Origin of the sequence: Pseudomonas sp. YY-1 (assembly GCF_002843095.1) — a bacterium.
Classification (GTDB): Bacteria; Pseudomonadota; Gammaproteobacteria; order Pseudomonadales; family Pseudomonadaceae; genus Aquipseudomonas; species Aquipseudomonas sediminis_A.
Window position 1 is genome coordinate 145,282 of record NZ_PJLX01000009.1, and the last position, 25,510, is coordinate 170,791.

Here is a 25,510-nt window from a genome sequence, read left to right on the forward strand (position 1 = left end):
CAGGCCTGAATAATGAGTCGAGCATGAACTGGACGTGGTTTCACAAATGGGGTTCGCCCAAGTGGTTCTATGAGATGAGCGGCCGCTGGCTGCCCTGGCTCAGCATCGCTGCCGTGTTGCTGATCGCCGCTGGCCTGATCTGGGGCCTGGCGTTCGCGCCGCCTGATTACCAGCAGGGCAACAGCTTTCGCATCATCTACATCCACGTTCCTGCCGCCTTTCTCGCTCAGTCCATCTACGTGACCCTGGCTATTGCTGGCCTGGTCGGCCTGGTCTGGAAGATGAAGCTGGCCGACGTCGCCGTGCAACAGGCTGCCCCCATCGGCGCCTGGATGACCGCTATTGCGCTGCTTACCGGCGCCATCTGGGGCAAACCGACCTGGGGCACCTATTGGGTGTGGGATGCGCGCCTGACCTCGATGCTGATCCTGCTGTTCCTCTACTTCGGCGTGATCGCCCTGGGCAACGCCATCAGCAACCGCGACAGCGCCGCCAAGGCCTGCGCCGTGCTGGCCATCGTCGGTGTGGTCAACATTCCGATCATCAAGTACTCGGTGGAGTGGTGGAACTCGCTGCACCAGACCGCCACCTTCAAGATCACCGAAAAGCCGGCGATGCCGGTGGAAATGTGGCTGCCGCTGCTGCTGGCGGTGTTGGGTTTCTACTGTTTCTTCGGTGCCGTGCTGCTCTATCGCATGCGCCTGGAAGTGCTCAAGCGCGAAGCGCGCAGCAGCTGGGTGAAAGCCGAAGTACAGGCGCTGGTGGAGGGCAAGGCATGAGCTTTTCTTCCTTTTCCGAATTCCTTGCCATGGGTACCCATGGCCCCTACGTCTGGAGCGCCTACGGCATCAGCCTGGCGATCCTGGCGTTGAATGTGGTGCTGCCGATCCTGGCGCGCCGCCGTTACCTGCAAGACGAGGCGCGCCGTTTGCGCCGGGAGAAGTCGAAGTGAATCCGGTTCGCAAGAAACGCCTGTATATCGTTCTGGCCATCCTCTGCGGCGTCAGCATCGCCGTTGCGCTGGCGCTGACCGCGCTGCAGGAGAACATCAACCTGTTCTACACCCCGAGCCAGATCGCCAATGGCGAGGCGCCGGTCGATACCCGCATCCGTGCCGGCGGCCTGGTGGAAGAGGGCTCGGTGAAGCGTTCCGCCGATACTCTGGAAGTCGACTTCGTCGTCACCGACGGCGCTCACGGCGTGACCATTCGCTACCACGGCATCCTCCCGGATCTGTTCCGTGAAGGGCAGGGCATCGTCGCCCTGGGCCGGGTCAATGAAGAGGGCGTGCTGGTAGCCGACGAGGTGCTGGCCAAGCACGACGAGAATTACATGCCGCCTGAAGTCATGCAGGCGCTGGAAAAGAGCGGAATGATGCAGAAGCACAATGAGGCCAAAGCCGCCAAACAGGGCTATCAGCAGGAGAGTGCACAATGATCCCCGAGCTCGGCCATCTGGCGATGATCCTGGCGCTGTGCCTGTGTCTGGTACAGGCGACGCTGCCGCTGATCGGTGCCTGGCGTGGTGACCACCAGTGGATGAGCCTGGCGCAGCCGGCAGCCTGGGGTCAGTTCGCCTTTTTGCTGTTCTCCTTCATCTGCCTGACCTATGCCTTCATGGTCGACGATTTTTCCGTCGCCTACGTGGCCAACAACTCCAACAGCGCGCTGCCCTGGTACTACAAGTTCAGCGCGGTGTGGGGTGCACACGAAGGCTCCTTGCTGCTGTGGGCCTTGATCCTGGCCGGCTGGACCTTCGCCGTGGCGATCTTCTCGCGCCACCTGCCGGAAGAGATGCTTGCACGCGTGCTGGCGGTGATGGGCATGATCAGTGTCGGCTTCCTGTTGTTCCTGATCGTTACCTCCAACCCCTTCGAGCGCCTGCTGCCGAACTCGCCGGTTGATGGCCGCGACCTCAACCCGCTGCTGCAGGACTTCGGCCTGATCGTGCATCCGCCGATGCTGTACATGGGCTATGTCGGCTTCTCGGTGGCCTTCGCCTTCGCCATTGCCGCCTTGCTTGGCGGCAAGCTGGACGCCGCCTGGGCGCGCTGGTCGCGTCCGTGGACCATCATCGCCTGGGCCTTCCTCGGCATCGGTATCGCCCTGGGCTCCTGGTGGGCCTACTACGAGCTTGGCTGGGGTGGCTGGTGGTTCTGGGACCCGGTAGAGAACGCGTCCTTCATGCCCTGGTTGGTGGGCACCGCGTTGATTCACTCCCTCGCCGTGACCGAGAAGCGCGGGGTATTCAAGAGCTGGACCGTATTGCTGGCAATCGCCGCCTTCTCCCTGAGCTTGCTGGGTACCTTCCTGGTTCGCTCCGGCGTACTGACTTCGGTACACGCCTTTGCCACCGATCCGGAGCGCGGCGTGTTCATCCTCGCCTTCCTGCTGGTGGTGGTGGGCGGTTCGCTGGCGTTGTTCGCCGTGCGCGCGCCGGTGGTCAAGAGCCAGGTCGGCTTCGGCCTGTGGTCGCGTGAGACGCTGCTGCTGGTCAACAACATCGTGCTGGTGGTGTCGGCCGCGATGATTCTGCTCGGCACCCTCTACCCGTTGGTGCTCGATGCGCTGACCGGCGCCAAGCTGTCGGTTGGCCCGCCATACTTCAACGCGTTGTTCCTGCCGCTGATGGCACTGCTGATGGCGGTGATCAGCGTCGGCGTGCTGGTGCGCTGGAAGGACACCCCGCTGAAATGGCTGGGCAGCATGCTGGCGCCGGTGCTGGTGGCCAGCGTGGTGTTGGCGGTCATCGCGACCTTCCTGCACGGCGATTTCCACTGGGCCGTTCTGGCCGTTTGCTTGCTGGCCTTCTGGGTGATCCTGGCAGGCGTGCGTGACATCCTCGACAAGACGCGCCACAAGGGCCTGATCAAGGGGCTGCCGAGCCTGAGCCGAAGCTACTGGGGCATGCAGATGGCGCACTTCGGTTTCGCCGTATGCGCCTTGGGTGTGGTGCTCACCAGCCTTGGCAGCTACGAGCGCGACCTGCGTATGGCGCCGGGTGATTCCGTGGAGCTGGCCGGCTATCGCTTCCAGTTCGACGGCGCCGTGCATCACGAGGGCCCCAATTTCATTTCCGATAAAGGCACGGTGCGTGTGTTCGATGGCGAGCGGCAGATCAAGGTGCTGCACCCGGAAAAGCGCCTGTACACCGTGCAGCAAGCGACCATGACCGAGGCGGGCATCGATGCTGGCTTCACTCGCGACCTGTTCGTCGCCCTCGGTGAGCCACTGGAGCAGGGCGCCTGGGCCGTACGCATTCACATCAAGCCGTTCGTCCGCTGGATCTGGCTGGGTGCGTTGCTAATGGGCTTCGGTGGCTTCCTCGCCGCGGCCGACAAGCGCTACCGGATCAAGGTCAGAACCCGCGTGCGTGAAGCCCTTGGCATGCAGGAGGCCAGCGCATGAGACGCCTGCTCCTGCTGTTGCCGCTGCTGGCTTTTCTGGCGATCGCCGTATTCCTCTATCGCGGCCTGTTCCTTGATCCATCCGAACTGCCGTCGGCGCTGATCGGCAAGCCGTTCCCGGCTTTCAGCCTGCCGTCGCTGGACGATCCTGAGCGTACCCTCAGCGAGGCCGACATCAAGGGCCGGCCTGCACTGGTCAACGTCTGGGCCACCTGGTGCCCGGCCTGCCGTCACGAACATCCGGTGCTGAACAAGCTGGCCGAGGCTGGCGTGGTGATCCATGGGGTCAACTACAAGGATCAGCGCGAGCCGGCGCAGAAGTGGCTGCGCGACCTGCATAACCCCTACCAGCTCAATATCGAAGATGCCAAGGGCAGCCTCGGTCTGGATCTGGGCGTGTACGGCGCGCCGGAGACCTTCTTCGTCGATGCCAAGGGCATCATTCGCCACAAATTCGTCGGCACCATCGACGAGCGCGTCTGGCGCGAGCAGCTGGCGCCGATCTACCAGCAACTGGTCGACGAGGCACAGCCATGAAGCGCCTGTTGATTTCTGCCGGTTTGGCGCTTGGTCTACTGGCCAGCGCGCATGCCGCCATCGATACCTTCGAGTTCGCCAACGAGGCCGAGCGCCAGCGTTATCGCAATCTGGTCGAAGAGCTGCGTTGCCCGAAGTGCCAGAACCAGAACATCGCCGATTCCGATGCGCCGATCGCCATGGACCTGCGCAATGAGATCTTCCGCATGCTCGAAGAAGGCAAGAGCAACGACGAGATCATCGATTTCCTGGTCTCGCGCTATGGCGATTTTGTGCTCTACAAACCGCCGCTGACCAGCCGCACGCTGCTGCTTTGGTATGGCCCGGCCGGCCTGCTGGTACTGGGGTTCGGCGTGCTCGGAGTGATCGTTCTGCGTCGCCGCAGCGAGCAGAAGAATCACCCAGCCGCTGGCCTCTCCGCCAATGAGCAGGCGCGCCTCGCCGCGTTGCTCGAACAAGCCTCTCAGGACAAGAAAGACCGATGATTGATTTCTGGTTGCCCGCCGGGCTGCTGTTGCTGACTGCCCTGGCGTTTCTTCTGATTCCGGTTCTGCGTATTCGCAAGCTGCAGGCCGAAGAAGACCGTACTGCACTCAACGTCACCCTCTATCAGGAGCGCTTGCAGGAGCTGGAAACCCAGCGCCAGGCCGGCGTGCTCGATGACGCGCAAATGGAGACCGGTCGCGCCGAGGCGGCACGCGAGCTGCTCGATGACACCGAAGGCGTGCAGCGCCGCAGCAGCGTGCTCGGCGGCAAGATTCCGCTGGTTTCGGCGCTGTTGGTACCTGTGCTGGGCGTGGCCCTGTACCTGCATTGGGGTGCGGTCGATGAGGTTGTACAGACTCGCCAAATGGCCGCTGCGCAGCCGCAGAGCATCGAGGAAATGACTGCGCGCCTGGAACAGACTGTCCAGCAGCAGCCAGACTCCGCCGAGGCCTGGTACTTCCTCGGTCGCACCTACATGGCGCAGGAGCGCGCTGGCGATGCCGCCAAGGCGTTCGAGCGTGCCGTGGAGATTGCCGGACGCGCTCCGGAGCTGCTCGGCCAGTGGGCGCAGGCGTTGTACTTCGCTGAAGGCAAGCAGTGGAGCGAGCAGATGCAGACGCTCACCGATGAAGCGCTGAAGGCTGACCCGCAAGAGGTCACCAGCCTGGGCCTGCTTGGTATCGCCGCCTATGAAAACCAGCGCTATGCTGATGCCGTGCGCTACTGGGAGCGTCTGGTCGCCGTGCTGCCGGAGCAGGACCCGTCGCGCGCGGCCATCGCCGGTGGTATCGAGCGCGCCCGTCAGCAGATGGGCGAGGGCGAGCAGCCCAGTGCGGCAGCAGCGCCGAGTGCCAAGGTGCATGCGCTCGAGGTCAGCGTGTCGCTGTCGCCCGACGTGCAGCAGAACGTGCAGCCGGACGATGCCGTATTCGTCTTCGCCCGAGCACTCAGTGGCCCGCCGATGCCGCTGGCAGTCAAACGCCTTAAGGTCTCCGACCTGCCAGTGCAGATCAGCCTCTCCGACGTGGATGCAATGATGCCCGAACTGAAGATTTCCCGATTCGACCAGGTACAGCTGGTGGCGCGTGTGTCCCGCGCGGGTAACGCTACCCAGGGCGAATGGACCGGCCAGACTGGCCCGGTTTCCAACACCGCCCGTGACGTTCAGGCGCTGCTGATCGACAGCCGCGACGGGCAGACCCAGTGAAGCGCCTGGCGCTGGCCTGCGCACTCGGGCTCGGCCTGAGTGGCTGCGTACTGCAGCAACCGAGCGCGCCGGTGGGTGACTTGCCACCAGTACAGCAGCCATCGCACCCGCGCTACGCACCGCCGCCTGGGGTGAAGAGCCACTGGAATCCGGGCTTGGGTGTCTACGTCGTCGAAGGCGCGCGGGATCTCTACTACCGCGAGCGTGTGTTCTATCGCTGGGACGGCGGCTGGAGCTGGTCGTCGCAAGCTGGCGGGCCGTGGAAGGACACCGACAGCTCGGGCATTCCGCCAGGGTTGTTTCGCCAGTACCAGAACCGCTGATCCCGTAGGACGGGTTTCACCCGCTTTGCATTTCTAACGAAAACGGCGCCCGAAGGCGCCGTTTTCGTTGGCTGTGATTCGTGCTCAATGCGCCCAGATCATGCCTACCAGCAGATAGCAGATCAGCGTCACCAGCACCACGCCGAACAGGTTGAGAACGAAGCCCGCCTTGATCATCGACTGTATCTTCATGTGCCCGGTGCCGAACACGATGGCATTGGGCGGCGTTGCCACCGGCATCATGAAGGCGCAACTGGCGGCGATGGCGGCAGGAATCGCTAGCAGTTCGGCCGGCATACCCTGCGCTACGGCTAGCGCCCCCAGCAGCGGCAGGAAGGCGGCAGCGGTGGCGGTGTTGGAGGTGACTTCGGTCAGGAAGATGATCACCAGTACCACCACGCCGATCATCGCGATCACCGGCAGGGCGCTCAGTGCGCCGAGGCTTTGCGCGATCCACTCGGCCAGGCCGGTGCTGCGAATCACACCCGCCAGCGAGAGGCCGCCGCCGAATAGCAGCAGCACGCCCCAGGGCAGTTTGCTGGCGCTTTCCCAGTTCATCAGGAACACGCGTTGCTTGGTGTCCACCGGGATGATGAACAGCGCCAGCGCCGCGGCGATGGCGATGCTGGTGTCGTTGACGCCCGATACCCATTCGCCGATCAGCGGCTGAAACACCCAGGCCAGTGCCGTGGCCACGAACACCAGCGCCACCAGCTTCTCGCCGCGGCTCAGTGGGCCGAGTTCGGCCAGTTCGCTGCGGATCAGTTGCGTGCTGTCATGTCCGGCCAGGTTGAAGCCGCCACGGGTCAGCCACCACCAGATGAACGCCAGCATGATCACGGCTACTGGCACGCCGAGCAGCATCCACTGGCCGAAGCCGATCTGTACGTCATAGTTGTCGGCGAGGAAGGCGGCCAGCAAGGCATTCGGCGGGGTGCCGATCAGCGTGGCGATGCCACCGACACTGGCGGCGTAAGCAATCGCCAGCAGCAAGGCAGTGGCGAAACGCTCACGATCGGCTTCGCCGGTGCTCTTCTCGCTGGTGAGCATGCCGATCACCGAAAGGCCGATAGGCAGCATCATGATGGTGGTGGCAGTGTTGCTCACCCACATGCTGAGGAAAGCAGTTGCCATCATGAACCCAGCGATTTGCCGGCTCGGCTTGCTGCCCATGGCCAGCAGCGTCATCAGCGCGATGCGCTTGTGCAGGTTCCAGCGCTCCATCGCCAGGCCCAAAACAAAACCACCGAGGAACAGGTAGATGGTCGGATTGGCGTAGGGTGCGGTGGCGGCATTGAGGCTGTCGATGCCCAGTGCCGGGATCAAAAGGATCGGCAGCAGCGAAGTGGCCGGGATCGGAATGGCTTCGGTCGACCACCAGGTGGCCATCAGCAGGGTCAGGCCGATGGTGGCCCAGGCGGTGCTGGAGAGGCCGGCTGGCGGCTCGGTGACCAGGCAGACGAGCAGTAGCAAGGGGCCCAGAATCAGACCAATCCAGGCAGCCTTGGCAGGTGCCGTGGATTCATTGGTGGTAACGGCCATGGCGCGCTTCCTTAAACTAAAAAGGCGGGCTTTATAGCCCAGGGGGCGACTTTATGACCACGCGCTGGCCGATCGGTTTTGCCTCAGTCTGTTTCAGGTGTGTTTTGCGACGACGCTGACTGCTCGACTTGTCTGCTGAACAGCGGCCCACCGCAGCGGCTACAGAACGCCGCACTGTACTCGTGACGGTTCTTGCGACAATGCGGGCAGTCGTGCTCCATAAGACCGTCCTGGCGCATGGCGTTGGCCAGTTCGGCGGTGAAAATACCGGTAGGTACGGCGATGATCGAGTAGCCAGTGATCATCACCAGCGTAGCGAGCATCTGGCCTACGGGGGTTTGCGGAGTGATGTCGCCGAAACCTACCGTGGTCAACGTCACCACCGCCCAGTAAATACCGGTGGGAATGCTGGTGAAGCCATTGGCCGGGCCTTCGATGACATACATCAGCGCGCCATATACGGTGACCAGGGTCGAGACGGATACCAGAAACACCACGATCTTCTGTTTGCTGCCGCGCAGCGCTACCAGCAGGAAGTTGGCCTGAGTCAGGTACTGGCGCAGCTTGAGCACACGGAAGATACGGATCATGCGGATAACGCGGACGATCATCAGGTACTGCGCATCGGCGAACACCAACGCCAGGATCGCAGGCAGCACCGCGAGCAGATCCACCAGGCCGAAGAAACTGAAGGCATAGCGCATCGGCTTCGGCGAGCTGTACAGGCGCAAGCCGTACTCGATGGCGAACAGCGCGGTGAAAAACCACTCCAGCGCGCCGAACACAGCAGCGTGCTGGTTGTGGAAGTGCTCGATGCTGTCGAGCATCACCACCACGAGGCTGGCAAGGATGGTCACCAGCAGCCAGTTGTCGAAGCGCTGCGCCGTCGGTGTGCTGGTTTCGAAAATGATGATGTAAAGGCGTTGGCGCCAGCTCTGCCGGTTTTCCATGGCAAGGTCCAAATCAAGCGAAAGGGCACAGCCTAGGCAGGAAGGCGGAGCGAGGGCAAGGCTTCTAATCCCCCTCCAGCGACGACTCCTGCCTAGGATCACCGAGCACCAAGGTCTCGCCGGTGACCGCCGTCAGCCAGCCCGTGCCCATGTTACGTAGCAGCCAGTGCCACTGACCGTAACGGCTGGTCAACGTGCCGGTGGCGTAGCAGGGGCCGTAGAGGTACCAGTCGTGTTCCTGGCGATTGGTGATGACAATGGCGTGGCGCAGGAAGTCGGCGACTTCCTGCGCGCTCACTCTGTAGTCCTTGCAGCTGTCCACGGCCGTGTTGGGGCCTTGGCCGATCTCGAGGACTTCGACCTGCTGCACCGGCCCGATCACCGTCATCACTTCATCGGCCAGCAGTGGTGCGGCCAGCAGTTGCAGGCTCAGGCCGAGAATCCATCCTTTCATGCGTGCATCGTTCCTTGCTGACAGCTTTCAAGTAGTAGTCGCGACTATAGATGACGGCCTCAGGCGGGTGGCAGTTTTTCCAGAAAACGCATCAGCAGGCTTTCTTCGATGCGCAGGCCCTTGCGCGGTGTTGCCAGGCGGATGCCAGCCAGATCGCCAGCCTGGAAGGCTTCGATCAGAGCAGGATGGATGTAGCACTTGCGGCAGACAGCTGGCGTATTGCGCAATTGCTCAGCCACTTCCTTGACCATGGCCACCACATGTTTCTTAGCCGCACTTTCCGGCTGCCACTCGAGCTCGCGCAGCAGCGTCAGGGCCAGCGCGCTGCCGGCCCAGGTACGGTAGTGCTTGGCGGTGAAGTCGGCGCCGGTCAGTTCACGCAGATACTCGTTGATGTCGGTGGAGGTCACCGCGCGACGTTCGCCATCTTCGTCCAGATACTGGAACAGGTGTTGCCCGGGCAGTTCCAGGCACCGCTGGATGATGCGGGCCAGGCGGCGGTCACTGACCTGTACCTCGTGTTCGATACCGCTCTTGCCACGGAAGTGAAAGCGAATCGTGCTGCCTTGTACCTCGACGTGACGGTTGCGCAGGGTGGTCAGGCCATAGGAGCGATTTTCCCGTGCGTAGCGGGCGTTGCCGACCCGGATCAGGGTGTTGTCCAGCAGCATGATCACGGTGGCCAACACTTTCTCGCGGCGGTGCTCGCGTAGGCTCAGGTGCTGCTGCAGCGCTTCCCGCAGTGCTGGCAATGCCTTGCCGAATGCCAGCAGGCTGGCGTATTTATCGGCATCGCGGATTTCGCGCCAGCGTGCGTGATAGCGGTATTGCTTGCGTCCACGGGCATCGCGGCCGGTTGCTTGCAAATGGCCGTTGGCGAATGGGCAGATCCACACGTCGGTATAGGCGGGCGGCACTGCCAGGGCATCGATCCGGGCCACTTGTCGCTTGTCGCGGATGCGCTGGCCCTGGCCGTCGAAATAGCAGAACTTGCCACGCAGCTTGCGCCGGCTGATGCCCGGCATGCTGTCGTCGACATAGCGCAGGTCGGCGGGTAGATCGATGTCGTCAGGCGCTGTGCTCATCGCCAGGCATCCTGCAACGAGGCACTGAGCGCAGGCGACACGGCAGTAGCAGGACAGAAAATGATGTAGCGCATTGGCATCGCTCGGCGTGGCAGATATCCATTAGCCCACCGAGCGTAGCGGTAGTTCAGTTTTTACGAGCTGAAGAGCTGCCTCTGCTGCTGCCAGGCCTTAGGAGGGGGTGCTGCGCTTCACAGCCTGTTGCCAGCTCTGAGCGCTGGCTTTCACCAGCCAGCAGGCGAGTATGAATGGCATGGTCAGGGCTGGTAGACCCAGTGCGCTGAAACCCGGTTGCAGGACCAGGGCAAGGATAATTCCCACTGCGGGGACCAATGGGCAGCGATAAACCTGGGCCAGGGCGATGGCGGTGAGGGTGGCGTTGTAGCCGTAGAGCCCGGCCAGCGTGCCATCGCTGGGCCAACCGTAGAACAAGGCCAGTACCGAGCCGCTGCTGGAGCCCAATAACGCCCACAGCGCCGTGCGGCCATCGGCCAGGCGCAAGCCGATCAGCAGGCACAGGCCAGCCAGGGGCGAGTCGAGAAAGATGACCTGACCCAAGCCGCGCAGCACGCCGAGTAGCAGCTGCAGGAAACTCAGCTCCGGTGCAGCGGGCGTGCCGGCTGGCGTATCGAGTGGCAGTTGTAGCTGGATGACCAGTGCCAGCATCAGCCAACCTAGCAGCACGAAGGGAAAGGTGAAGGCGGGCAGCCAGTCATGTTTGCGCATGCGCTGCATCCAGCGCGCCAGCAGCAGGCTGGAAAAGGCTGCACTGGTGATGATCAGCACGGGTAGCAGCGGTGTCCATGGCAGTTTCAGGCTGAGTAGCAGGCCGAGCAGGATGCCGTTGTAGCCATACAGGCCGATGGCGATATCGGCGGGTGGGTAGCCGCGGCGTTGCGCGATCAGCATCGAGGTCAGGCCGCCGAGCAGGGCGCCGGGCAGCAGGTCAGGGGCGCCGATGAGGATGGCCATCATCACCAGCAGGCCGCAGCCGGGGTGCTGTTGCAGGAAGATCTGGGCGAAGCCATTGAGCAGGGCGCGCAGGCTTAGCAGGGCAGGGTGCGAGGTTGCTAGTGGAGACATGATGTCTGTGCCAAGAGAGCCCTCTCCCCCAGCCCCTCTCCCGCAAGCGGGAGAGGGGAGCCGTCCATGTCGCTTGGAGGAGCTACGTAGGGTGCGCCGTGCGCACCGCCAACGAGACGCAAGGTGCGCACGGACTAGGCGGCCCCGCGACAACCTACGAATCAATACAGCGCGTAGCCCGGATGAAATCCGGGAATCAGGAGTAGAGTATTCCCCGGATTTCATCCGGGCTACGGTTCTTTATTGCGTTGAGAGCCGCCGGTTCAGTGCAGCGTTTCGATCCTCAGACTGTTGGTGCTGCCGGGTTGGCCGAAGGGTTCACCGGCGGTGATCACCACGGTTTCGCCGCGTTGGGCCATGCCTTGGGCCTGGGCGATTTCCAGCGCGGTGCTGGTGACTTCCTCGACCTTGCGCAGGCGTTCGTTGACCACCGAGTAGATGCCCCAGGCCACGGTCAGGCGCCGTGCCGTGGTCAGGCTCGGGGTGAGGCTCAGGATTGGCGCCTTGGGCCGCTCGCGCGAGGCGCGCAGGCTGCTGGCACCGGACTCGGTGTAATTGACCAATGCGGCGACCGGCAGGATCGAGCTGATACGGCGAATGGCGCAACTGATGGCGTCGCTGGCGGTGGCCTCGGCCTGCGGACGGCCGACGTCGAGCTGGCTCTGGTAGTCCGGACCGTTTTCCACCTGGCGGATGATCTTGCTCATCATCTGCACGGTTTCCAGCGGGTAGTCGCCGGAGGCGGTTTCGGCTGACAGCATCACCGCATCGGCGCCTTCGGCCACGGCGTTGGCCACGTCGGTGACTTCGGCACGGGTCGGTGCCGGGGAGAAACGCATGGATTCGAGCATCTGCGTGGCCACGACCACCGGGCGGCCCAGTTGGCGGCAGGTGCGCACGATGTCCTTCTGGATACGCGGCACGTTCTCGGCCGGTACTTCCACGCCCAGGTCACCGCGCGCCACCATGATGGCGTCGCAAAGTTTGGCGATTTCTTCCAGGTGGATCACCGCCGACGGCTTCTCGATCTTGGCCATGAGGAAGGCTTTGCCGCTGATCAGATCGCGGGCTTCGACGATGTCCTCGGGGCGCTGCACGAAAGACAGCGCGACCCAGTCCACACCCAGCTCCAGGCCGAAGGTCAGGTCGCGGCGGTCCTTCTCGGTCAGCGGCGACAGCTGCAGCACGGCCTCGGGTACGTTGACGCCCTTGCGGTCGGACAGTTCGCCACCGGCGATGACTTCGGTGATCACGGCGTCATTCTGCTTGGCGGTCACTTTCAGGCGCAGGCGGCCGTCGTCCAGCAGCAGGCTCATGCCCGGCTGCAGGGCTTCGATGATTTCCGGGTGGGGCAGGTTGACCCGCTTTGCGTCACCGGGTGTCTTGTCCAGATCCAGGCGCAGGCTCTGGCCGTTGACCAGTTGCACCTTGCCTTCGGCAAAGCGGCCGACGCGCAGCTTCGGCCCCTGCAGGTCCATGAGGATGCCGATGGGCTGGTTCAGCTCGCGCTCCACTTCGCGCACCCACTGGTAGCGCTGGGCGTGATCGGCGTGTTCGCCGTGGCTGAAGTTGAGGCGAAACAGGTTGACCCCGGCTTCCACCAGTTGGCGGATGTGCGCGGCATCGCGGATGGCCGGGCCGAGGGTGGCGAGGATCTTTACTTTCTTGTCGGCGTTCATTGGTCGTTCTCGAGAATCAGAATGGCGCGGAAATCGTTGACGTTGGTACGGGTCGGGCCGGTGACGATCAGCTCGTCGAGGGCGGCGAAGTAGCCATAGCCGTTGTTGTCGTCCAGCTCGTCGCGGGCGCTCAGGCCCTTGATGCCGGCGCGGGCGTAGCTGTAGGGCGTCATGATGGCGCCGGCGTTGTCTTCGGAGCCGTCGATGCCGTCGGTATCACCGGCCAGCGCGTAGACGCCGGGCAGGCCCTTGAGGCTGTCGGTGAGGCTGAGGAGGAATTCGGCGTTGCGCCCGCCACGGCCGTTGCCGCGCACGGTGACCGTGGCTTCGCCGCCGGAGAGGATTACGCAGGGCGGTTTGATCGGCTGGCCGTGCAGCTGCACCTGGCGGGCGATGCCGGCATGCACCTTGGCCACGTCGCGCGACTCGCCTTCCAGGTCGCCGAGGATCAGTACCGGGAAACCGGCGGCTTCGGCCTTGGCCGCGGCGGCGTCGAGCGACTGCTGAGGGGTGGCGATCAATTGGAAGTGGCTACGAGCGAGCACCGGATCGCCCGGCTTGACCGTTTCCGAGCGTGGGTCCTGCAGCCAGCTGCGTACGTTGGCCGGGATGTCGATGGCGTAGCGGGCAAGAATCGCCAGGGCTTCGGCCGAGGTGGTCGGGTCGCCCACGGTGGGGCCGGAGGCAATCACCGTGGCTTCGTCACCGGGCACGTCGGAGATGGCGTAGGTGTACACGGTAGCCGGCCAGCAGGCCTTGGCCAGGCGGCCGCCCTTGATCGCCGAGAGGTGCTTGCGTACGCAGTTCATCTCACCGATGGTGGCGCCGGATTTGAGCAGGGCCTTGTTGATCGCCTGCTTGTCCTTGAGGCTGATGCCTTCGGCCGGCAACGCCAGCAGCGAGGAGCCGCCACCGGAGAGAAGGAAGATCACGCGGTCGTCTTCGCTGAGGTTCGACACCAGCTCCAGCACGCGACGCGCGACACGCTCGCCGGCATCATCCGGAACCGGGTGCGCGGCTTCCACCACTTCGATCTTCTTGCAGTCGGCGCCGTGCTCGTAGCGGGTCACCACCAGGCCGCTGACCTCGCCTTGCCATTCCTGCTCGATCACCTCGGCCATTGCCGCTGCGGCCTTGCCAGCGCCGATGACGATGACGCGGCCACTGCGGTCGGCGGGCAGATGATCGGCCAGCACCTGGCGCGGATGCGCGGCAGCGATGGCGGTGGCGAACAGGTCGCGCAGCAGGCGTTGCGGGTCGAAGGTCATGGCGATGTTCTCTTGTTCTGGGGGTGACGCTGGATGATCGTTCCCGCGTCCGCGTGGTAACGCCTGGCGAGACGCTCAGGCGTCTGCTGTTGTGTGACGCGGATCGTCACGAGATGCATGCCCACGCAGAGCGTGGGAATGATCGATGTTCTTTCGCTGGATCGATTCCAGTCCGCAGGCGCCGCGTGGCAGCGCCTGGGGAGTGGAATCGACCGACCTGGCAATCGGGCCGTGACACCTCCTGCCAGGAAGGTCGAAAGGGTGGGCCAGAAGCAAAGCCCCTCTCCCTAACCCTCTCCCATAAATGGGAGAGGGGACTGGTTTGGCGTACGCCGAAAATCGGTATAACGCCGAGCTGCTTGTCTCCCCTCTCCCGCATGCGGGAGAGGGGCCGAGGGAGAGGGCGCTCTGTTACTCGCCGCGGATATTGAAGTTGGCCATGTGCTCCAGACCCTTGATCAGGCCGGAGTGGTCCCAACCGCTGCCGCCGAGGGCCGCGCAGGTGCTGAACACTTGCTGGGCGTTGGCGGTGTTGGGCAGGTTCAGGCCCAGCTCGCGAGCGCCGGACAGCGCCAGGTTGAGGTCCTTCTGGTGCAGGCTGATGCGGAAGCCCGGATCGAAGGTGCCCTTGATCATGCGCTCGCCGTGTACTTCGAGGATTTTCGAGCCGGCGAAGCCCCCCATCAGCGCTTCACGCACCTTGGCAGGATCGGCGCCGTTCTTGGCGGCGAACAGCAGGGCTTCGGCCACTGCCTGGATGTTCAGTGCGACGATGATCTGGTTGGCCACCTTGGCGGTCTGGCCGTCGCCATTGCCACCGACGCGGGTGATGTTCTTGCCCATGGCCTGGAACAGCGGCAGGGCGCGTTCGAAGGCGTTCGGGCAGCCACCGACCATGATCGACAGGGTCGCGGCCTTGGCACCGACTTCACCGCCGGACACCGGGGCGTCCAGGTAAGCGGCGCCGGTGGCCTTGATCTTCTCGGCGAAGGTCTTGGTCGCGGTGGGGGAGATCGAGCTCATGTCGATCACTACCTTGCCAGCGCCAACGCCCGCCGCAACGCCATCGGCGCGGAACAGCACGTCTTCGACCTGCGGGGTGTCCGGGACCATGACGATGATGAATTCGGCTTCCTGGGCGACTTCCTTCGGGTTGGCCAGGGCGATGCCGTTGTCGCCAACCAGGTCGGCCGGGGCCTTGTCGAAGTGCTCGGAGAAGAACAGGGTGTGGCCGGCTTTCTGCAGGTTCTGCGCCATGGGTTTGCCCATGATGCCGGTGCCGATGAATCCGATTTTAGCCATGAGAGATTGCTCCTGAAGAGTGGGGCTCAGATTGCGTTGTGCGCTTTCATCCAGCCGAGGCCGGCAGCGGTGGTGGTTGCCGGCTTGTATTCACAGCCGATCCAGCCCTGGTAGCCGATGCGATCCAGGTGCTCGAAGAGGAAGCGGTAGTTGATCTCGCCAGTGCCCGGCTCGTTGCGCCCCGGGTTGTCGGCCAACTGCACGTGGTTGATGGCGGCCAGGTTGCTTTCAACCGTACGGGCCAGGTCACCTTCCATGATCTGCATGTGGTAGATGTCGTACTGCAGATACAGGTTGGTGCTGCCGACCTTGTCGCGGATGTCCAGCGCCTGCTTGGTGTTGTTCAGGTAGAAGCCAGGGATGTCGCGGGTGTTGATGGCTTCCATGACCAGGCGAATACCGGCGCCGGCCAGCTTGTCAGCGGCGTAGCGCAGGTTGTCGACGAAGGTCTTCTCGACGGTGGCGCAGTCCACGCCCTGCGGGCGGATGCCGGCCAGGCAGTTGATCTGCTTGTTGCCCAGCACCTTGGCGTAGGCGATGGCCTTGTCGACGCCAGCGCGGAATTCCTCGACGCGGTCCGGGTGGCAGGCGATGCCGCGCTCGCCCTTGGCCCAATCGCCGGCGGGCAGGTTGAACAGCACCTGTTCCAGCTTGTTGGCATCCAGGCGGGCCTTGATCTCTTCTACCGCGAAGTCATAGGGGAAGAGGTATTCCACGCCGCTGAAACCGGCTTCGGCGGCAGCGGCGAAACGGTCCAGAAAGTCCACTTCGGTGAACAGCATGGACAGGTTGGCAGCAAAACGGGGCATGGTTGGCTCCTTGTCGTGGTGCAATTTCGTAGGGTGCGCCGTGCGCACCTGGTGGTACGCGCTCATATGGCGGTGCGCGTGGCGCACCCTGCGGATCAGTCGAGCAGCGAGATGGCGGTCGGGGCGTCGACGCCGCGCTCGGCCAGTTCCTCGAACTCGTTGATGGCGTTGATCTCGGTGCCCATGGAGATATTGGTGACACGCTCCAGGATGATCTCCACCACCACCGGTACGCGGTGCTCGGCCATCAGGCGCTTGGCTTCGGCGAAGGCGTTCTGCAGCTCGTTCGGGTCGAACACGCGGATCGCCTTGCAGCCCAGGCCCTCGACTACCGCGACATGGTCGACGCCGTAACCGTTGAGCTCCGGCGCGTTGATGTTCTCGAACGCCAGTTGCACGCAGTAATCGATGTCGAAGCCGCGCTGCGCCTGACGGATCAGACCCAGGTAGGAGTTGTTCACCAGCACGTGGATGTAGGGCAGGTTGAACTGCGCACCGACGGCCAGCTCCTCGATCATGAACTGGAAGTCATAGTCGCCAGACAGCGCCACGACCTGACGCTGCGGGTCGGCCTTGACCACGCCCAGGGCCGCCGGAATGGTCCAGCCCAGCGGACCGGCCTGGCCGCAGTTGATCCAGTGACGCGGCTTGTACACGTGCAGGAACTGAGCACCGGCGATCTGTGACAGACCGATGGTGCTGACGTAGCAGGTGTCCTTGCCGAAGGCTTCGTTCATCTCTTCGTACACGCGCTGCGGTTTGGCCGGCACGTTGTCGAAGTGGGTCTTGCGCTGCAGGGTACGCTTGCGCTCACGGCAGGACTCGACCCAGGCGCTACGGTCTTTCAGCTTGCCGGCGGCTTTCCACTCGCGGGCCACTTCGAGGAAGGCGTCCAGTGCTTTGCCGGCGTCGGAGGCGATGCCCAGATCCGGGTTGAACACGCGGCCAATCTGCGTCGGTTCGATGTCGACGTGGATGAACTTGCGGCCTTCGGTGTAGACGTCGACCGAACCGGTGTGGCGGTTAGCCCAGCGGTTGCCGATGCCGAATACCAGGTCGGAAGCGAGCAGGGTAGCGTTGCCGTAACGGTGCGAGGTCTGCAGACCGACCATGCCGACCATCAGCTTGTGATCGTCAGGGATCGCGCCCCAGCCCATCAGCGTCGGCACTACCGGCACGCCGGTCAATTCGGCGAATTCGACCAGTTTGTCCGCCGCATCGGCATTGAAGATACCGCCACCAGCGACCAGCAGCGGGCGCTCGGCCTCGTTGAGCATCGCGATGGCTTTCTCGGCCTGGACGCGGCTGGTGCTCGGTTTGGCAACCGGCAGCGGCTCGTAGGCGTCGATGTCGAATTCGATCTCGGCCATCTGCACGTCGAACGGCAGGTCGATCAGCACCGGGCCAGGACGGCCACTGCGCATTTCATGGAAGGCACGCTGGAAGGCGCGCGGCACCTGGCCGGGCTCCATCACGGTGGTGGCCCACTTGGTCACCGGACCGACGATGCTGGTGATGTCGACTGCCTGGAAATCTTCCTTGTGCATACGAGCACGCGGCGCCTGGCCGGTGATGCACAAAATTGGAATGGAGTCGGCGGACGCCGAGTACAGGCCGGTGACCATGTCGGTGCCGGCGGGGCCGGAGGTGCCGATGCACACGCCGATGTTGCCGGCATTGGTGCGGGTGTAACCCTCGGCCATGTGCGAAGCGCCTTCGACGTGACGGGCCAGGACGTGATCGATGCCACCAAGTTTCTTCAGTGCGGCATACAGCGGGTTGATGGCAGCGCCGGGGACGCCGAACGCGATATCAACGCCTTCGCGACGCATCACCAGTACGGCTGCCTCGATTGCTCTCATTCTGGCCATGATCATTCCTCTTGAATCGGTTGTTTTTCTGTTGAGGGAGAGGATGACCGCTGGGCGAAAGAGGGGGAATTGATGGATACTTCAGTTCTGTCGATATCTGGAGTATCGAATGGACCGTCATACCCTTATCCGTAGTTTCGTTCTGGTTGCCGACAACGGCAGCTTCGCTTCGGCCGCCCTCAGTGAGGGCGTGACGCCCGTGGTGATGGGGCGGCGGCTGGATGCGCTGGAGCAACACCTGGGCGTCAAGCTGATGCACCGCTCCACGCGCGGGCTGCAACTGACCGACCTTGGCGAGCAGTACCTGGAGCGTGCCCGCAACCTGCTCAAGGACTTCGACGAGGCCGACGCCAGCGTCGCACGTGGTGGCAAGTCGGTGCGCGGGCATCTGGTGGTGTCCGCGCCAGCGGCGTTCGGCCGGCGTCATATCGCGCCCCATGCACCGGCGTTCCTGGCGCACTACCCAGACCTCAAGCTGTCGTTCAACTTCACTGACAGCGTGGTGGATCTGGTGCGTCAGGGCTACGACATGGGGATTCGCATCGGTGAGGTCACCGACCCCAACTATGTGGCGCTCAAGCTGTTTCCCAATCGCCGAGTGGTCTGCGGCGCGCCGCGTTATTTCGAGTTGTATGGTGTGCCGCGCACGCCGGATGACCTGGTGCGGCACAACTGCCTGGCGTTCAACATGCAGGGTGGCCAGCAACGCGGCTGGACCTTCCTGCGTGACGGCCGACAGGTGGCGGTGAAGGTGGCCGGCAACCTCGACTGCAACGATGGCGAGCTGCTCTATAGCTGGGTCAAGCAGGGGCTGGGGATCGGCTGGCGCTCCACCTGGGAGATCCAGGCCGAGCTGAAAGCGGGCGAGTTGGTGACGGTGCTCGACGAGTACGCCCTGCCAGCCTACGACATCCAGGCGGTGTTCCCGCAGCAGCGTTATCTGCCGGCCAAGGTGCGTTTCTTCATCGATTATCTGAAAGGCATCTACAACACGCCGGGCTACTGGGAAGCCCGTAATGGGTAAGGGTTATTCGATACTTTGATTGAGTTATTTGATTTTAATTTTTGTGCACAAAAATTATTTTAATTGTGCTCAGTGATTGTAATCGGTTTCTCCTTCGGCTATTTCATAGGGCGTTTTCTGATGCCGCTCACTTGTGTGTGGATGCCCGTATCTGCAGTTTTGGAGATTGCCTCTATGAGTAGCCTTAACCTGAATGTCGCTTTGAACATCACCCTCAATGCTCTCGCCGTGGGGCGAGAGATAAAGGCGGCGCCGCTGACAGTCGCGGTGCTGGATGCTGGTGGACACCTGATCAGCCTGCAGCGCGAGGACGGCGCCAGCCTGCTGCGCCCGCAGATCGCCATTGGCAAGGCCTGGGGTGCATTGGCCCTAGGCAAGGGCTCGCGGCTGATCGCTGCCGACGCGCAGCAACGTCCGGCGTTCATCGGTGCGGTCAACAATCTGGCGCAGGGCAGCCTGATCCCGGCCCCGGGTGGGGTTTTGATTCGTGACGAGCGCGGCGAGGTGATCGGCGCCGTCGGCATCACCGGCGACACCTCGGACATCGACGAGCAGTGCGCGGTGAGTGCGCTGGAGTCGCTCGGCCTGAAGGCGGATGCGGGGGCGTAGGGTTCCAGAGTAGCCGCAGGGCTGACCGGATCGCCGGCCGCTCGTAGCGACGCTAATAGTCGGTCATTGCAACGGCGTACTGCTGCGCGAGTACGCCCTACGGGATGTGGTCTGAAGGCCGAAGCTGGGCGTGAAATCTCAGGGCAGGCGTAGGGCGGACTCAGCGAGCGCCAGCGAGCAGTCCGCCATGCCCCTGCAACTGCGTGCTGCGCTCGAGCGCTCGGCGTATGCACGCCCTACAGTGACGGAGGTCGGAACGCCCTACGGTGGAACAGTCGCCTAGGCGCTGGTCACCAGTTCGGAGGCCATCGACGGCATCGGGCTGACGTCGCAACCCTTGAGCACCAGCCGAATGATGGTCTGCGCCGCAGCTTCGTAGTCGGCGTCGTCCAGGCTGGCCTTGCCGGTTACGGTGGAGATCTGCCAGTCGAAGTCGGCGTAGGTCTGGGTCGCTGCCCAGATGCTGAACAGCAGGTGATGCGGGTCGACCTGCGCCATCAGGCCCTGATCGATCCAGCGCTGGATGCAGGCGATGTTGTGCTTGGCCTGGGCGTTGAGCTGTTCGGTCTGTTCCGGCGACAGGTGCGGTGCACCGTGCATGATCTCGCTGGCGAATACCTTGGAGGCATGCGGCAGTTCACGGGAGATGCGGATCTTCGAGCGGATGTAGGCGGTCAGCACTTCGCTCGGATGGCCCGGCTGGTTGAAGGGGGCAGAGGCGGCCAGCAGTGGCTCGATGATGCTTTCCAGGACCTCGCGGTAGAGGTTTTCCTTGGACTTGAAGTAGTAGTAGACGTTGGGCTTGGGCAGGCCTGCCTTGGCCGCAATGTCACTGGTCTTGGTGGCGGCGAAGCCCTTGTCGGCGAACTCTTCGCTGGCTGCGCGCAGGATGAGCTCTTTGTTACGCTCGCGAATGCTGGTCATAAGGCCCTGTGGTTTGCTCTGCCGCCGGGCGGCGGTCGGGCATGGTAGCACCGGCTTTGCGCGAGGCTCAAGCCAGCGGCCACGGGCTGCTCAGCGCTTAACTGACTCTCGGGTCAAATTTCTGTATACAAGAATTCGCTTTTCTGTTTCTATCGCGCATAGCGTTATCCATGACAAAAAGTCTCGGCGCGTGACGCTGCAGGAGACCCACCGTGAATACCCATCAGCTCGTCGACCCCTTCGGTCGGCGCATCACCTACCTGCGTTTGTCGGTGACCGATCGCTGCGATTTTCGCTGCACCTACTGCATGAGCGAGGACATGGTCTTCGCCCCGCGCCAGCAGATTCTCAGCCTGGAAGAGCTGTATGCCGTGGCCGACGCCTTTATCGGGCTGGGTGTGCGGCGTATTCGCATCACCGGCGGCGAGCCATTGGTACGCAAGAATCTGCTGAGCCTGTTGCAGCGCCTGGGTGAGCGTGACGAGCTGGATGACCTGGCCATTACCACCAATGGCTCGCAACTGGCGGAGATGGCCGCGCCGTTGCGCGCGGCGGGTGTGCGGCGCTTGAACATCAGCCTGGACTCCCTGCAGCGCGAGCGCTTCGCCGCCTTCACCCGACGCGACAAGCTCGACCAGGTGCTGGCCGGTATCGACGCCGCGCGTGCCGCCGGCTTCGACAGGATCAAGCTCAACAGCGTGGTGCAGAGCGGGCGTAACGACGACGAGGTGCTGGATCTGGTCGAGTTCGCCATCGAGCGCGGCCTGGATATCAGCTTCATCGAGGAAATGCCGTTGGGCAGCGTGGTCAGCCACAGCCGCGAGCAGACCTTCTGCTCCAGCGACGAGGTGCGCCAGCGCATCGAACAGCGGCATGCGTTGGTGCGCAGCAGCAAGGTTACTGGCGGGCCATCGCGCTACTGGCAGGTGCTCGGTACGCAGACCCAGGTAGGGTTCATCTCGCCACACAGTCACAACTTCTGCGGCGACTGCAACCGTGTGCGGGTCACCGCCGAGGGCAAGTTGGTGCTGTGTCTCGGCCATGACAACGCGCTGGATCTCAAGCGCCTGTTGCGCGCGCATCCGGGTGACGGCGAGTGCCTGCGCCAGGCGTTGATCGAGGCGCTGCGGCTCAAACCCGAGCGGCACCATTTTGCTACCGACGAGCAGGTACAGGTGGTGCGCTTCATGAGCATGACCGGCGGCTAGGCCGTCACCGCAATCTCAAAACAACAATAAGGAGGCTCTTGATGCAGCCTGTACGACTGTGCCTGTTTTCCACCATTCTGCTGACGCCCGCTGTCCTGGCGCAGACCTACGTGGTCGGTGTCGAGGACCTGCCATTCGCGCCGCACTACAGCCTCGATGGCGAGGGACAGTACCGTGGTTTCGCCCGCGAGGTGCTGGATGCCTTCGCCGCCGATAGTGGCCTGAGCCTGAGCTACAAGGCGTTGCCGGTGGATCAGTTGCTGCCGGCCCTGCAGCGCGGCGAGATCGACTTCAAGTACCCGGACAGTCCGCACTGGGCCGGCGCGCAAAAGGCGGGCATGGCGCTGCACTACAGCCAGGCCGTGGTCGACTACGTCGATGGTGCGCTGGTCGCGCCGCAGCGCCAGGGGCAGCCGTTGGAAAACATTCATCGCCTGGCGATGGTGCAGGGCTGGACGCCGCGTGGATACGAGCAGCGTATCGACAGTGGGCAGATCCAGCTGAGTTACAGCGACGATCTGCGCCAGATGATTCGTCAGGCCTTGAAGCAGGAGACTGACGGCGCCTACTTCAATGTGGTGGTGGCCACCCATTATCTGGACAACATTCGCGCCCGGCTTGGTGCCTTGGTGTTCGACCCCAAGTTGCCGCACACCCGTGGCAGTTTTCATCTGTCGAGTCAGCGCCATCCGCAGCTGATCGCCCGTTTCGATCGTTTTCTCACGGAACACGCGGCCCAGGTGGCGGCGCTCAAGGCGAGCTATCGGGTAGAGGCCAATCTCGATAGTGAGTACATGGGGGTCGAGCAATGGAAGGTGGACTTTCTCGAGCGGCAGAAAGAAAAAGCCGGCGCACAGGCGCCGGCTTCCTCACGTCAGTGAGTGCTCAGAGGCTGGCGTCGGCGCGTTTCAGTGCCTGCGCCTGGCCATGCATCAGGCCATAGTGCAGTACGGCGCCGAGCAGGGCGCCAAGCAGCCAGGCGTAGCCAGACAGGTGGCTCAGAACGGGCGCCCATACCGAGGCGACGGAGAATACGGAACCGATGGCGAAGGCGAGCATCGCCTTGCGGTTCCAGCCGCCGTCGAAGTAATAGGCCGAACCGACCTCGGCGCTGAACAGCTGCTGCAGGTCGAGCTTGCGGCGACGCACCAGGTAGTAGTCGGCGACGATGATGCCGTATAGCGGAGCCAGCACCGCGCCCAAGGTGTCGACGAAGGCGGCGATACCGACGCTGCTGATGAAGGCCACCCACAGGGCGCCGATGAAGAAGGCGATGCCGGCGGTGATGAAGCCACCGGTGCGGGCGCTGATGTGTGCTGGTGCCAGGTTGGCCAGGTCGTAAGCTGGCGGGATGAAGTTGGCCACCAGGTTGATGCCCACGGTCGCGGCGAAGAAGGTCAGCGCGGCGATGATGGTCAGGGTCAGGTTGTCGACACGCGCAACGATATCGGTCGGGTTGGTTAGCGTTTCGCCGAACACCACCACGGTGCCGGCGGTGATCACCAGCGCGATCAGCGAGAAGATTGCCAGGCTCACCGGCAGGCCGAGGAAATTGCCGATGGTCATCTGCTTCTCGCTTTTGACGAAGCGGGCGAAGTCGCCGTAGTTGATCACCACCGCGGCGAAGTAGGCGACCATGGTACCGACTACCGCGAAGAACGCGGCCACCGGGCCAGCGGCATACTCACCGCTGCCGCTGAAGATGTTGCCTAGCTCACTGAGCAGGCTCGGGCCGGCCTGGTACCAGATCAGGCCCATCAGCACGATCATCACCACGTAGACCAGCGGCCCGGCCCAGTTGAGGAAGCGGGTGATCCAGCTCATGCCGCAGACAAAAAGGCTGACCTGGAACACGCAGACGATCACGTAGGACAGCCAGCCAATGGCGGTCAGCCCCATATAGACGGCCGGGTTCTGTGGCTCCAGCAGCGAGTTGAGTAGCAGGGCGACTGCGGTGGAAGCGAAGTAGGTCTGCACGCCGTACCAGAAGATGGCGACGATGCCACGTACCAGTGCGGGGAAGTTGGCGCCGCGTACGCCCATGCTGGCGCGGGCGAACACCGGGAAGGGGATGCCGTATTTGACGCTGGGTTTGCCGGTCAGTTGTACCAGGCCCATGACGATGCAGCCGGCGAGGACGATACCGGCCAGCACCGCCCAGCCATTGAGCCCGTAGGAGATGAACAGCGTCGCCGCCAGGGTGTAGCCGAACAGGCTTTGAATGTCGTTCGACCAGACGTTGAAAATCTCGAACCAGCCCCAGGTACGTTTTTCTGGGGCCAGTGGGGCGAGGTCCTCGTTGTGTAGCGAGGGATCGATGTGCTTGATGCGAAAGTCTTCGGTGGTGGACATGGACAGCTCCCAGTTTTGTTCTTGCGCCGCGGCGATCTATGAGGAGATTTGTCTGCAGGTTTCGTTCCGATTTTGTATTCGCGTCGTGACTGAATCGATGTATACAGCCATTTCGACAGTGTTTCGGTCGTAACCTGAATGTCTTGTACACAGAAAATACGTTGCTGAATATGGCTTTCGGATAAATTGCACACAAAAATCAGATATATTGTGATCAAAAACTTGACTTTACGGTCAGTTGTATGGCTGCAAGCTATTGATTGAAAAGCGCCTGGGAGTGCCAGGTTGTGCACCGGCGTGGTGCTGAGGTGTATTGGCTGGCGCTGGGTTGGTGCGGCGATACAGACCGCTTTGTCAAAGGCGGTGCGTACGGCGCATCCTGCGGATGGTGTCCTGCTGCGTAGTGTGTGTCGTACGCACCTGCCATTGATCGGTCAAAGAAAAAGGGGGAGGGCGCGAACGCCATCCCCCTTTTACCCGGCCGCCGTCCCTACCCGACGTCAGCCAAGTTCGTTGCGGCCGTGATCAGAAGTGATACTTGACCAATGCCTGCACGGCGGTCTGGTCGAAGCGATCATCCGACCCGTCCACCGGCTTCACGCCGTACTTGGCGCGCCACATGTTGATCTCGGTGCCCACGTAAAGCTGACGCTCCTTGCCGAACAGAGTCTTGCCCGCATCCCACTTGACCTGGATCGAAGAGCCCACCGAGGTCTGGGTGCCGGCATCACGCGACGGCGAACGCCAGTCGAGGAAGCCGTCGACGACGAAATCCTGGTCACCCAGGCTGAACGGGTATGCCGCGCTGACGGTCAGCTGGGTCGCGTAGCCGTTGCTATTACTGTCGGCGAAGAAGGTGTGGTTGTTGATCTTCACCTGATACAGGTTGGTCTTGAAGTAGGTGAAGCCGGGCACTTCCCAGTCCAGGCCAATGCCGTAGAGGTAGTTCTCCGGGCCAGGGCCGCCGTTGCCTTTCTCGTAGGTGAAGGCAGCGAAGACGTCCTTGATCGGGCCGGCGGCCAGCTTCTGCCCGGTCAGCCAGCTCAGGCTGACGCGCGGGGAGAACTCCATGTAGTAGAAGGAATCCTTGTCATGCTGACGGAAGCTGCCGTTGTCGAAGCTGCCGCGCGTCTGCACGTTGTCAGCGCGGATGTAGTCGAGAAAGTAGAAGATGTCGCCCCAGGCCCAGCCGCTGGCGTGCTCGAAGGTGAAGGTGGTCTGGGTGCGCTGTTCTTCGCCGTTGAAGTTCATGCGCTGGAAGTTCTCGCCGTACAGGTAGGACAGGCTGTTGTCCTGCCAGTAGAGCAGGTCGCCAGCGAGTGCTTGCTGGCCGGAGAACAGTCCGGCTGACAGGGCGAGGCAGTGGGGCAGATGCTTGAGTTTCATCGGTT

25 protein-coding genes are annotated in these 25,510 nt (G+C 63.0%); 12 read left to right on the plus strand and 13 right to left on the minus strand.

All coding sequences use genetic code 11. From position 1 onward, the window contains the following. Positions 1–23: 23 nt before the first annotated feature. The 8 genes from CXP40_RS14510 to CXP40_RS14545 are packed head-to-tail and all read left to right on the plus strand — an operon-like array spanning position 24 to position 5,959. A complete protein-coding gene (locus tag CXP40_RS14510; protein ID WP_106734318.1) occupies positions 24–779 on the plus strand; it encodes a heme ABC transporter permease in 756 nt (251 codons plus the stop codon). After that, on the plus strand, positions 776–952 hold the full coding sequence (gene ccmD, locus CXP40_RS14515) for a heme exporter protein CcmD (RefSeq protein WP_079783423.1): 177 nt from the start codon (positions 776–778) through the stop codon (positions 950–952). Before CXP40_RS14510 ends, ccmD begins: the two co-directional genes overlap by 4 nt. Next, complete coding sequence (gene ccmE, locus CXP40_RS14520; RefSeq protein ID WP_106734319.1) at positions 949–1,437, plus strand: cytochrome c maturation protein CcmE; 489 nt, start codon at positions 949–951, stop codon at positions 1,435–1,437. Before ccmD ends, ccmE begins: the two co-directional genes overlap by 4 nt. Next, positions 1,434–3,407 (plus strand): heme lyase CcmF/NrfE family subunit, encoded by a 1,974-nt coding sequence (locus CXP40_RS14525; protein WP_106734320.1) that lies wholly within the window; start codon positions 1,434–1,436, stop codon positions 3,405–3,407. The genes ccmE and CXP40_RS14525 overlap by 4 nt, the downstream gene beginning before the upstream one ends. Beyond that, complete coding sequence (locus tag CXP40_RS14530; protein WP_106734321.1) at positions 3,404–3,943, plus strand: DsbE family thiol:disulfide interchange protein; 540 nt, start codon at positions 3,404–3,406, stop codon at positions 3,941–3,943. The genes CXP40_RS14525 and CXP40_RS14530 overlap by 4 nt, the downstream gene beginning before the upstream one ends. Then, on the plus strand, positions 3,940–4,428 hold the full coding sequence (locus CXP40_RS14535; RefSeq protein ID WP_106734322.1) for a cytochrome c-type biogenesis protein: 489 nt from the start codon (positions 3,940–3,942) through the stop codon (positions 4,426–4,428). Before CXP40_RS14530 ends, CXP40_RS14535 begins: the two co-directional genes overlap by 4 nt. Further along, positions 4,425–5,636, plus strand: a complete 1,212-nt coding sequence (gene ccmI, locus CXP40_RS14540; RefSeq protein ID WP_106734323.1) for a c-type cytochrome biogenesis protein CcmI — start codon at positions 4,425–4,427, stop codon at positions 5,634–5,636. The genes CXP40_RS14535 and ccmI overlap by 4 nt, the downstream gene beginning before the upstream one ends. After that, the gene (locus CXP40_RS14545) at positions 5,633–5,959 is read left to right on the plus strand and encodes a hypothetical protein (protein WP_106734324.1); all 327 of its coding nucleotides are present in this window, start codon (positions 5,633–5,635) and stop codon (positions 5,957–5,959) included. Before ccmI ends, CXP40_RS14545 begins: the two co-directional genes overlap by 4 nt. A gap of 84 nt (positions 5,960–6,043) precedes the next feature. On the opposite strand, the gene CXP40_RS14550 is transcribed toward CXP40_RS14545, so the two are convergent. The 10 genes from CXP40_RS14550 to gcl all read right to left on the minus strand — a co-directional run bounded on the left by CXP40_RS14550 (position 6,044) and on the right by gcl (position 18,002). Next, positions 6,044–7,501, minus strand: coding sequence for a DASS family sodium-coupled anion symporter (locus tag CXP40_RS14550; RefSeq protein WP_099523101.1), 1,458 nt, complete (start codon positions 7,499–7,501; stop codon positions 6,044–6,046). 83 nt (positions 7,502–7,584) lie between these two features. Continuing rightward, on the minus strand, positions 7,585–8,451 hold the full coding sequence (locus tag CXP40_RS14555; protein WP_106734325.1) for an ion transporter: 867 nt from the start codon (positions 8,449–8,451) through the stop codon (positions 7,585–7,587). A gap of 64 nt (positions 8,452–8,515) precedes the next feature. After that, positions 8,516–8,905, minus strand: coding sequence for a hypothetical protein (locus CXP40_RS14560; RefSeq protein WP_106734326.1), 390 nt, complete (start codon positions 8,903–8,905; stop codon positions 8,516–8,518). 59 nt (positions 8,906–8,964) lie between these two features. Then, on the minus strand, positions 8,965–9,990 hold the full coding sequence (locus CXP40_RS14565) for a DNA topoisomerase IB (protein WP_106734327.1): 1,026 nt from the start codon (positions 9,988–9,990) through the stop codon (positions 8,965–8,967). 171 nt (positions 9,991–10,161) lie between these two features. Further along, complete coding sequence (locus CXP40_RS14570) at positions 10,162–11,073, minus strand: urea transporter (RefSeq protein ID WP_106734328.1); 912 nt, start codon at positions 11,071–11,073, stop codon at positions 10,162–10,164. A 263-nt stretch (positions 11,074–11,336) separates the two neighbouring features. Then, positions 11,337–12,752 (minus strand): pyruvate kinase, encoded by a 1,416-nt coding sequence (pyk, locus tag CXP40_RS14575; RefSeq protein WP_106734329.1) that lies wholly within the window; start codon positions 12,750–12,752, stop codon positions 11,337–11,339. After that, a complete protein-coding gene (locus CXP40_RS14580) occupies positions 12,749–14,020 on the minus strand; it encodes a glycerate kinase (protein ID WP_106734330.1) in 1,272 nt (423 codons plus the stop codon). The genes pyk and CXP40_RS14580 overlap by 4 nt, the downstream gene beginning before the upstream one ends. 411 nt (positions 14,021–14,431) lie before the next feature. After that, positions 14,432–15,322, minus strand: coding sequence for a 2-hydroxy-3-oxopropionate reductase (locus CXP40_RS14585; protein WP_106734331.1), 891 nt, complete (start codon positions 15,320–15,322; stop codon positions 14,432–14,434). A gap of 26 nt (positions 15,323–15,348) precedes the next feature. Then, positions 15,349–16,131, minus strand: coding sequence for a hydroxypyruvate isomerase (gene hyi / locus CXP40_RS14590; protein WP_106734332.1), 783 nt, complete (start codon positions 16,129–16,131; stop codon positions 15,349–15,351). 95 nt (positions 16,132–16,226) lie between these two features. Continuing rightward, positions 16,227–18,002 carry a glyoxylate carboligase gene (gcl, locus tag CXP40_RS14595; RefSeq protein ID WP_106734333.1) on the minus strand — a complete coding sequence of 592 codons (1,776 nt, stop codon included), beginning with the start codon at positions 18,000–18,002 and terminating at the stop codon, positions 16,227–16,229. Between the two features lie 109 nt (positions 18,003–18,111). On the opposite strand from gcl, the gene CXP40_RS14600 reads away from it, so the two are divergent. Continuing rightward, positions 18,112–19,026 carry a LysR family transcriptional regulator gene (locus CXP40_RS14600; protein ID WP_106734334.1) on the plus strand — a complete coding sequence of 305 codons (915 nt, stop codon included), beginning with the start codon at positions 18,112–18,114 and terminating at the stop codon, positions 19,024–19,026. A gap of 174 nt (positions 19,027–19,200) precedes the next feature. Then, positions 19,201–19,635 (plus strand): heme-binding protein, encoded by a 435-nt coding sequence (locus CXP40_RS14605; protein WP_026088791.1) that lies wholly within the window; start codon positions 19,201–19,203, stop codon positions 19,633–19,635. Between the two features lie 279 nt (positions 19,636–19,914). Here CXP40_RS14605 and CXP40_RS14610 read toward each other — a convergent pair whose 3' ends face one another. Then, positions 19,915–20,559 carry a TetR/AcrR family transcriptional regulator gene (locus tag CXP40_RS14610; protein ID WP_003460821.1) on the minus strand — a complete coding sequence of 215 codons (645 nt, stop codon included), beginning with the start codon at positions 20,557–20,559 and terminating at the stop codon, positions 19,915–19,917. A 212-nt stretch (positions 20,560–20,771) separates the two neighbouring features. Here CXP40_RS14610 and moaA point away from each other — a divergent pair, with 212 nt between their 5' ends. Beyond that, positions 20,772–21,767 carry a GTP 3',8-cyclase MoaA gene (gene moaA, locus CXP40_RS14615; protein ID WP_106734335.1) on the plus strand — a complete coding sequence of 332 codons (996 nt, stop codon included), beginning with the start codon at positions 20,772–20,774 and terminating at the stop codon, positions 21,765–21,767. Positions 21,768–21,808: 41 nt separating this feature from the next. Beyond that, complete coding sequence (locus CXP40_RS14620) at positions 21,809–22,648, plus strand: ABC transporter substrate-binding protein (protein WP_106734336.1); 840 nt, start codon at positions 21,809–21,811, stop codon at positions 22,646–22,648. A gap of 4 nt (positions 22,649–22,652) precedes the next feature. On the opposite strand, the gene CXP40_RS14625 is transcribed toward CXP40_RS14620, so the two are convergent. Beyond that, positions 22,653–24,119, minus strand: a complete 1,467-nt coding sequence (locus CXP40_RS14625) for an NCS1 family nucleobase:cation symporter-1 (RefSeq protein ID WP_106734337.1) — start codon at positions 24,117–24,119, stop codon at positions 22,653–22,655. Between the two features lie 525 nt (positions 24,120–24,644). Next, positions 24,645–25,505 (minus strand): outer membrane protein OmpK, encoded by an 861-nt coding sequence (locus CXP40_RS14630; RefSeq protein WP_106734338.1) that lies wholly within the window; start codon positions 25,503–25,505, stop codon positions 24,645–24,647. Between the last annotated feature and the right edge of the window lie 5 nt (positions 25,506–25,510).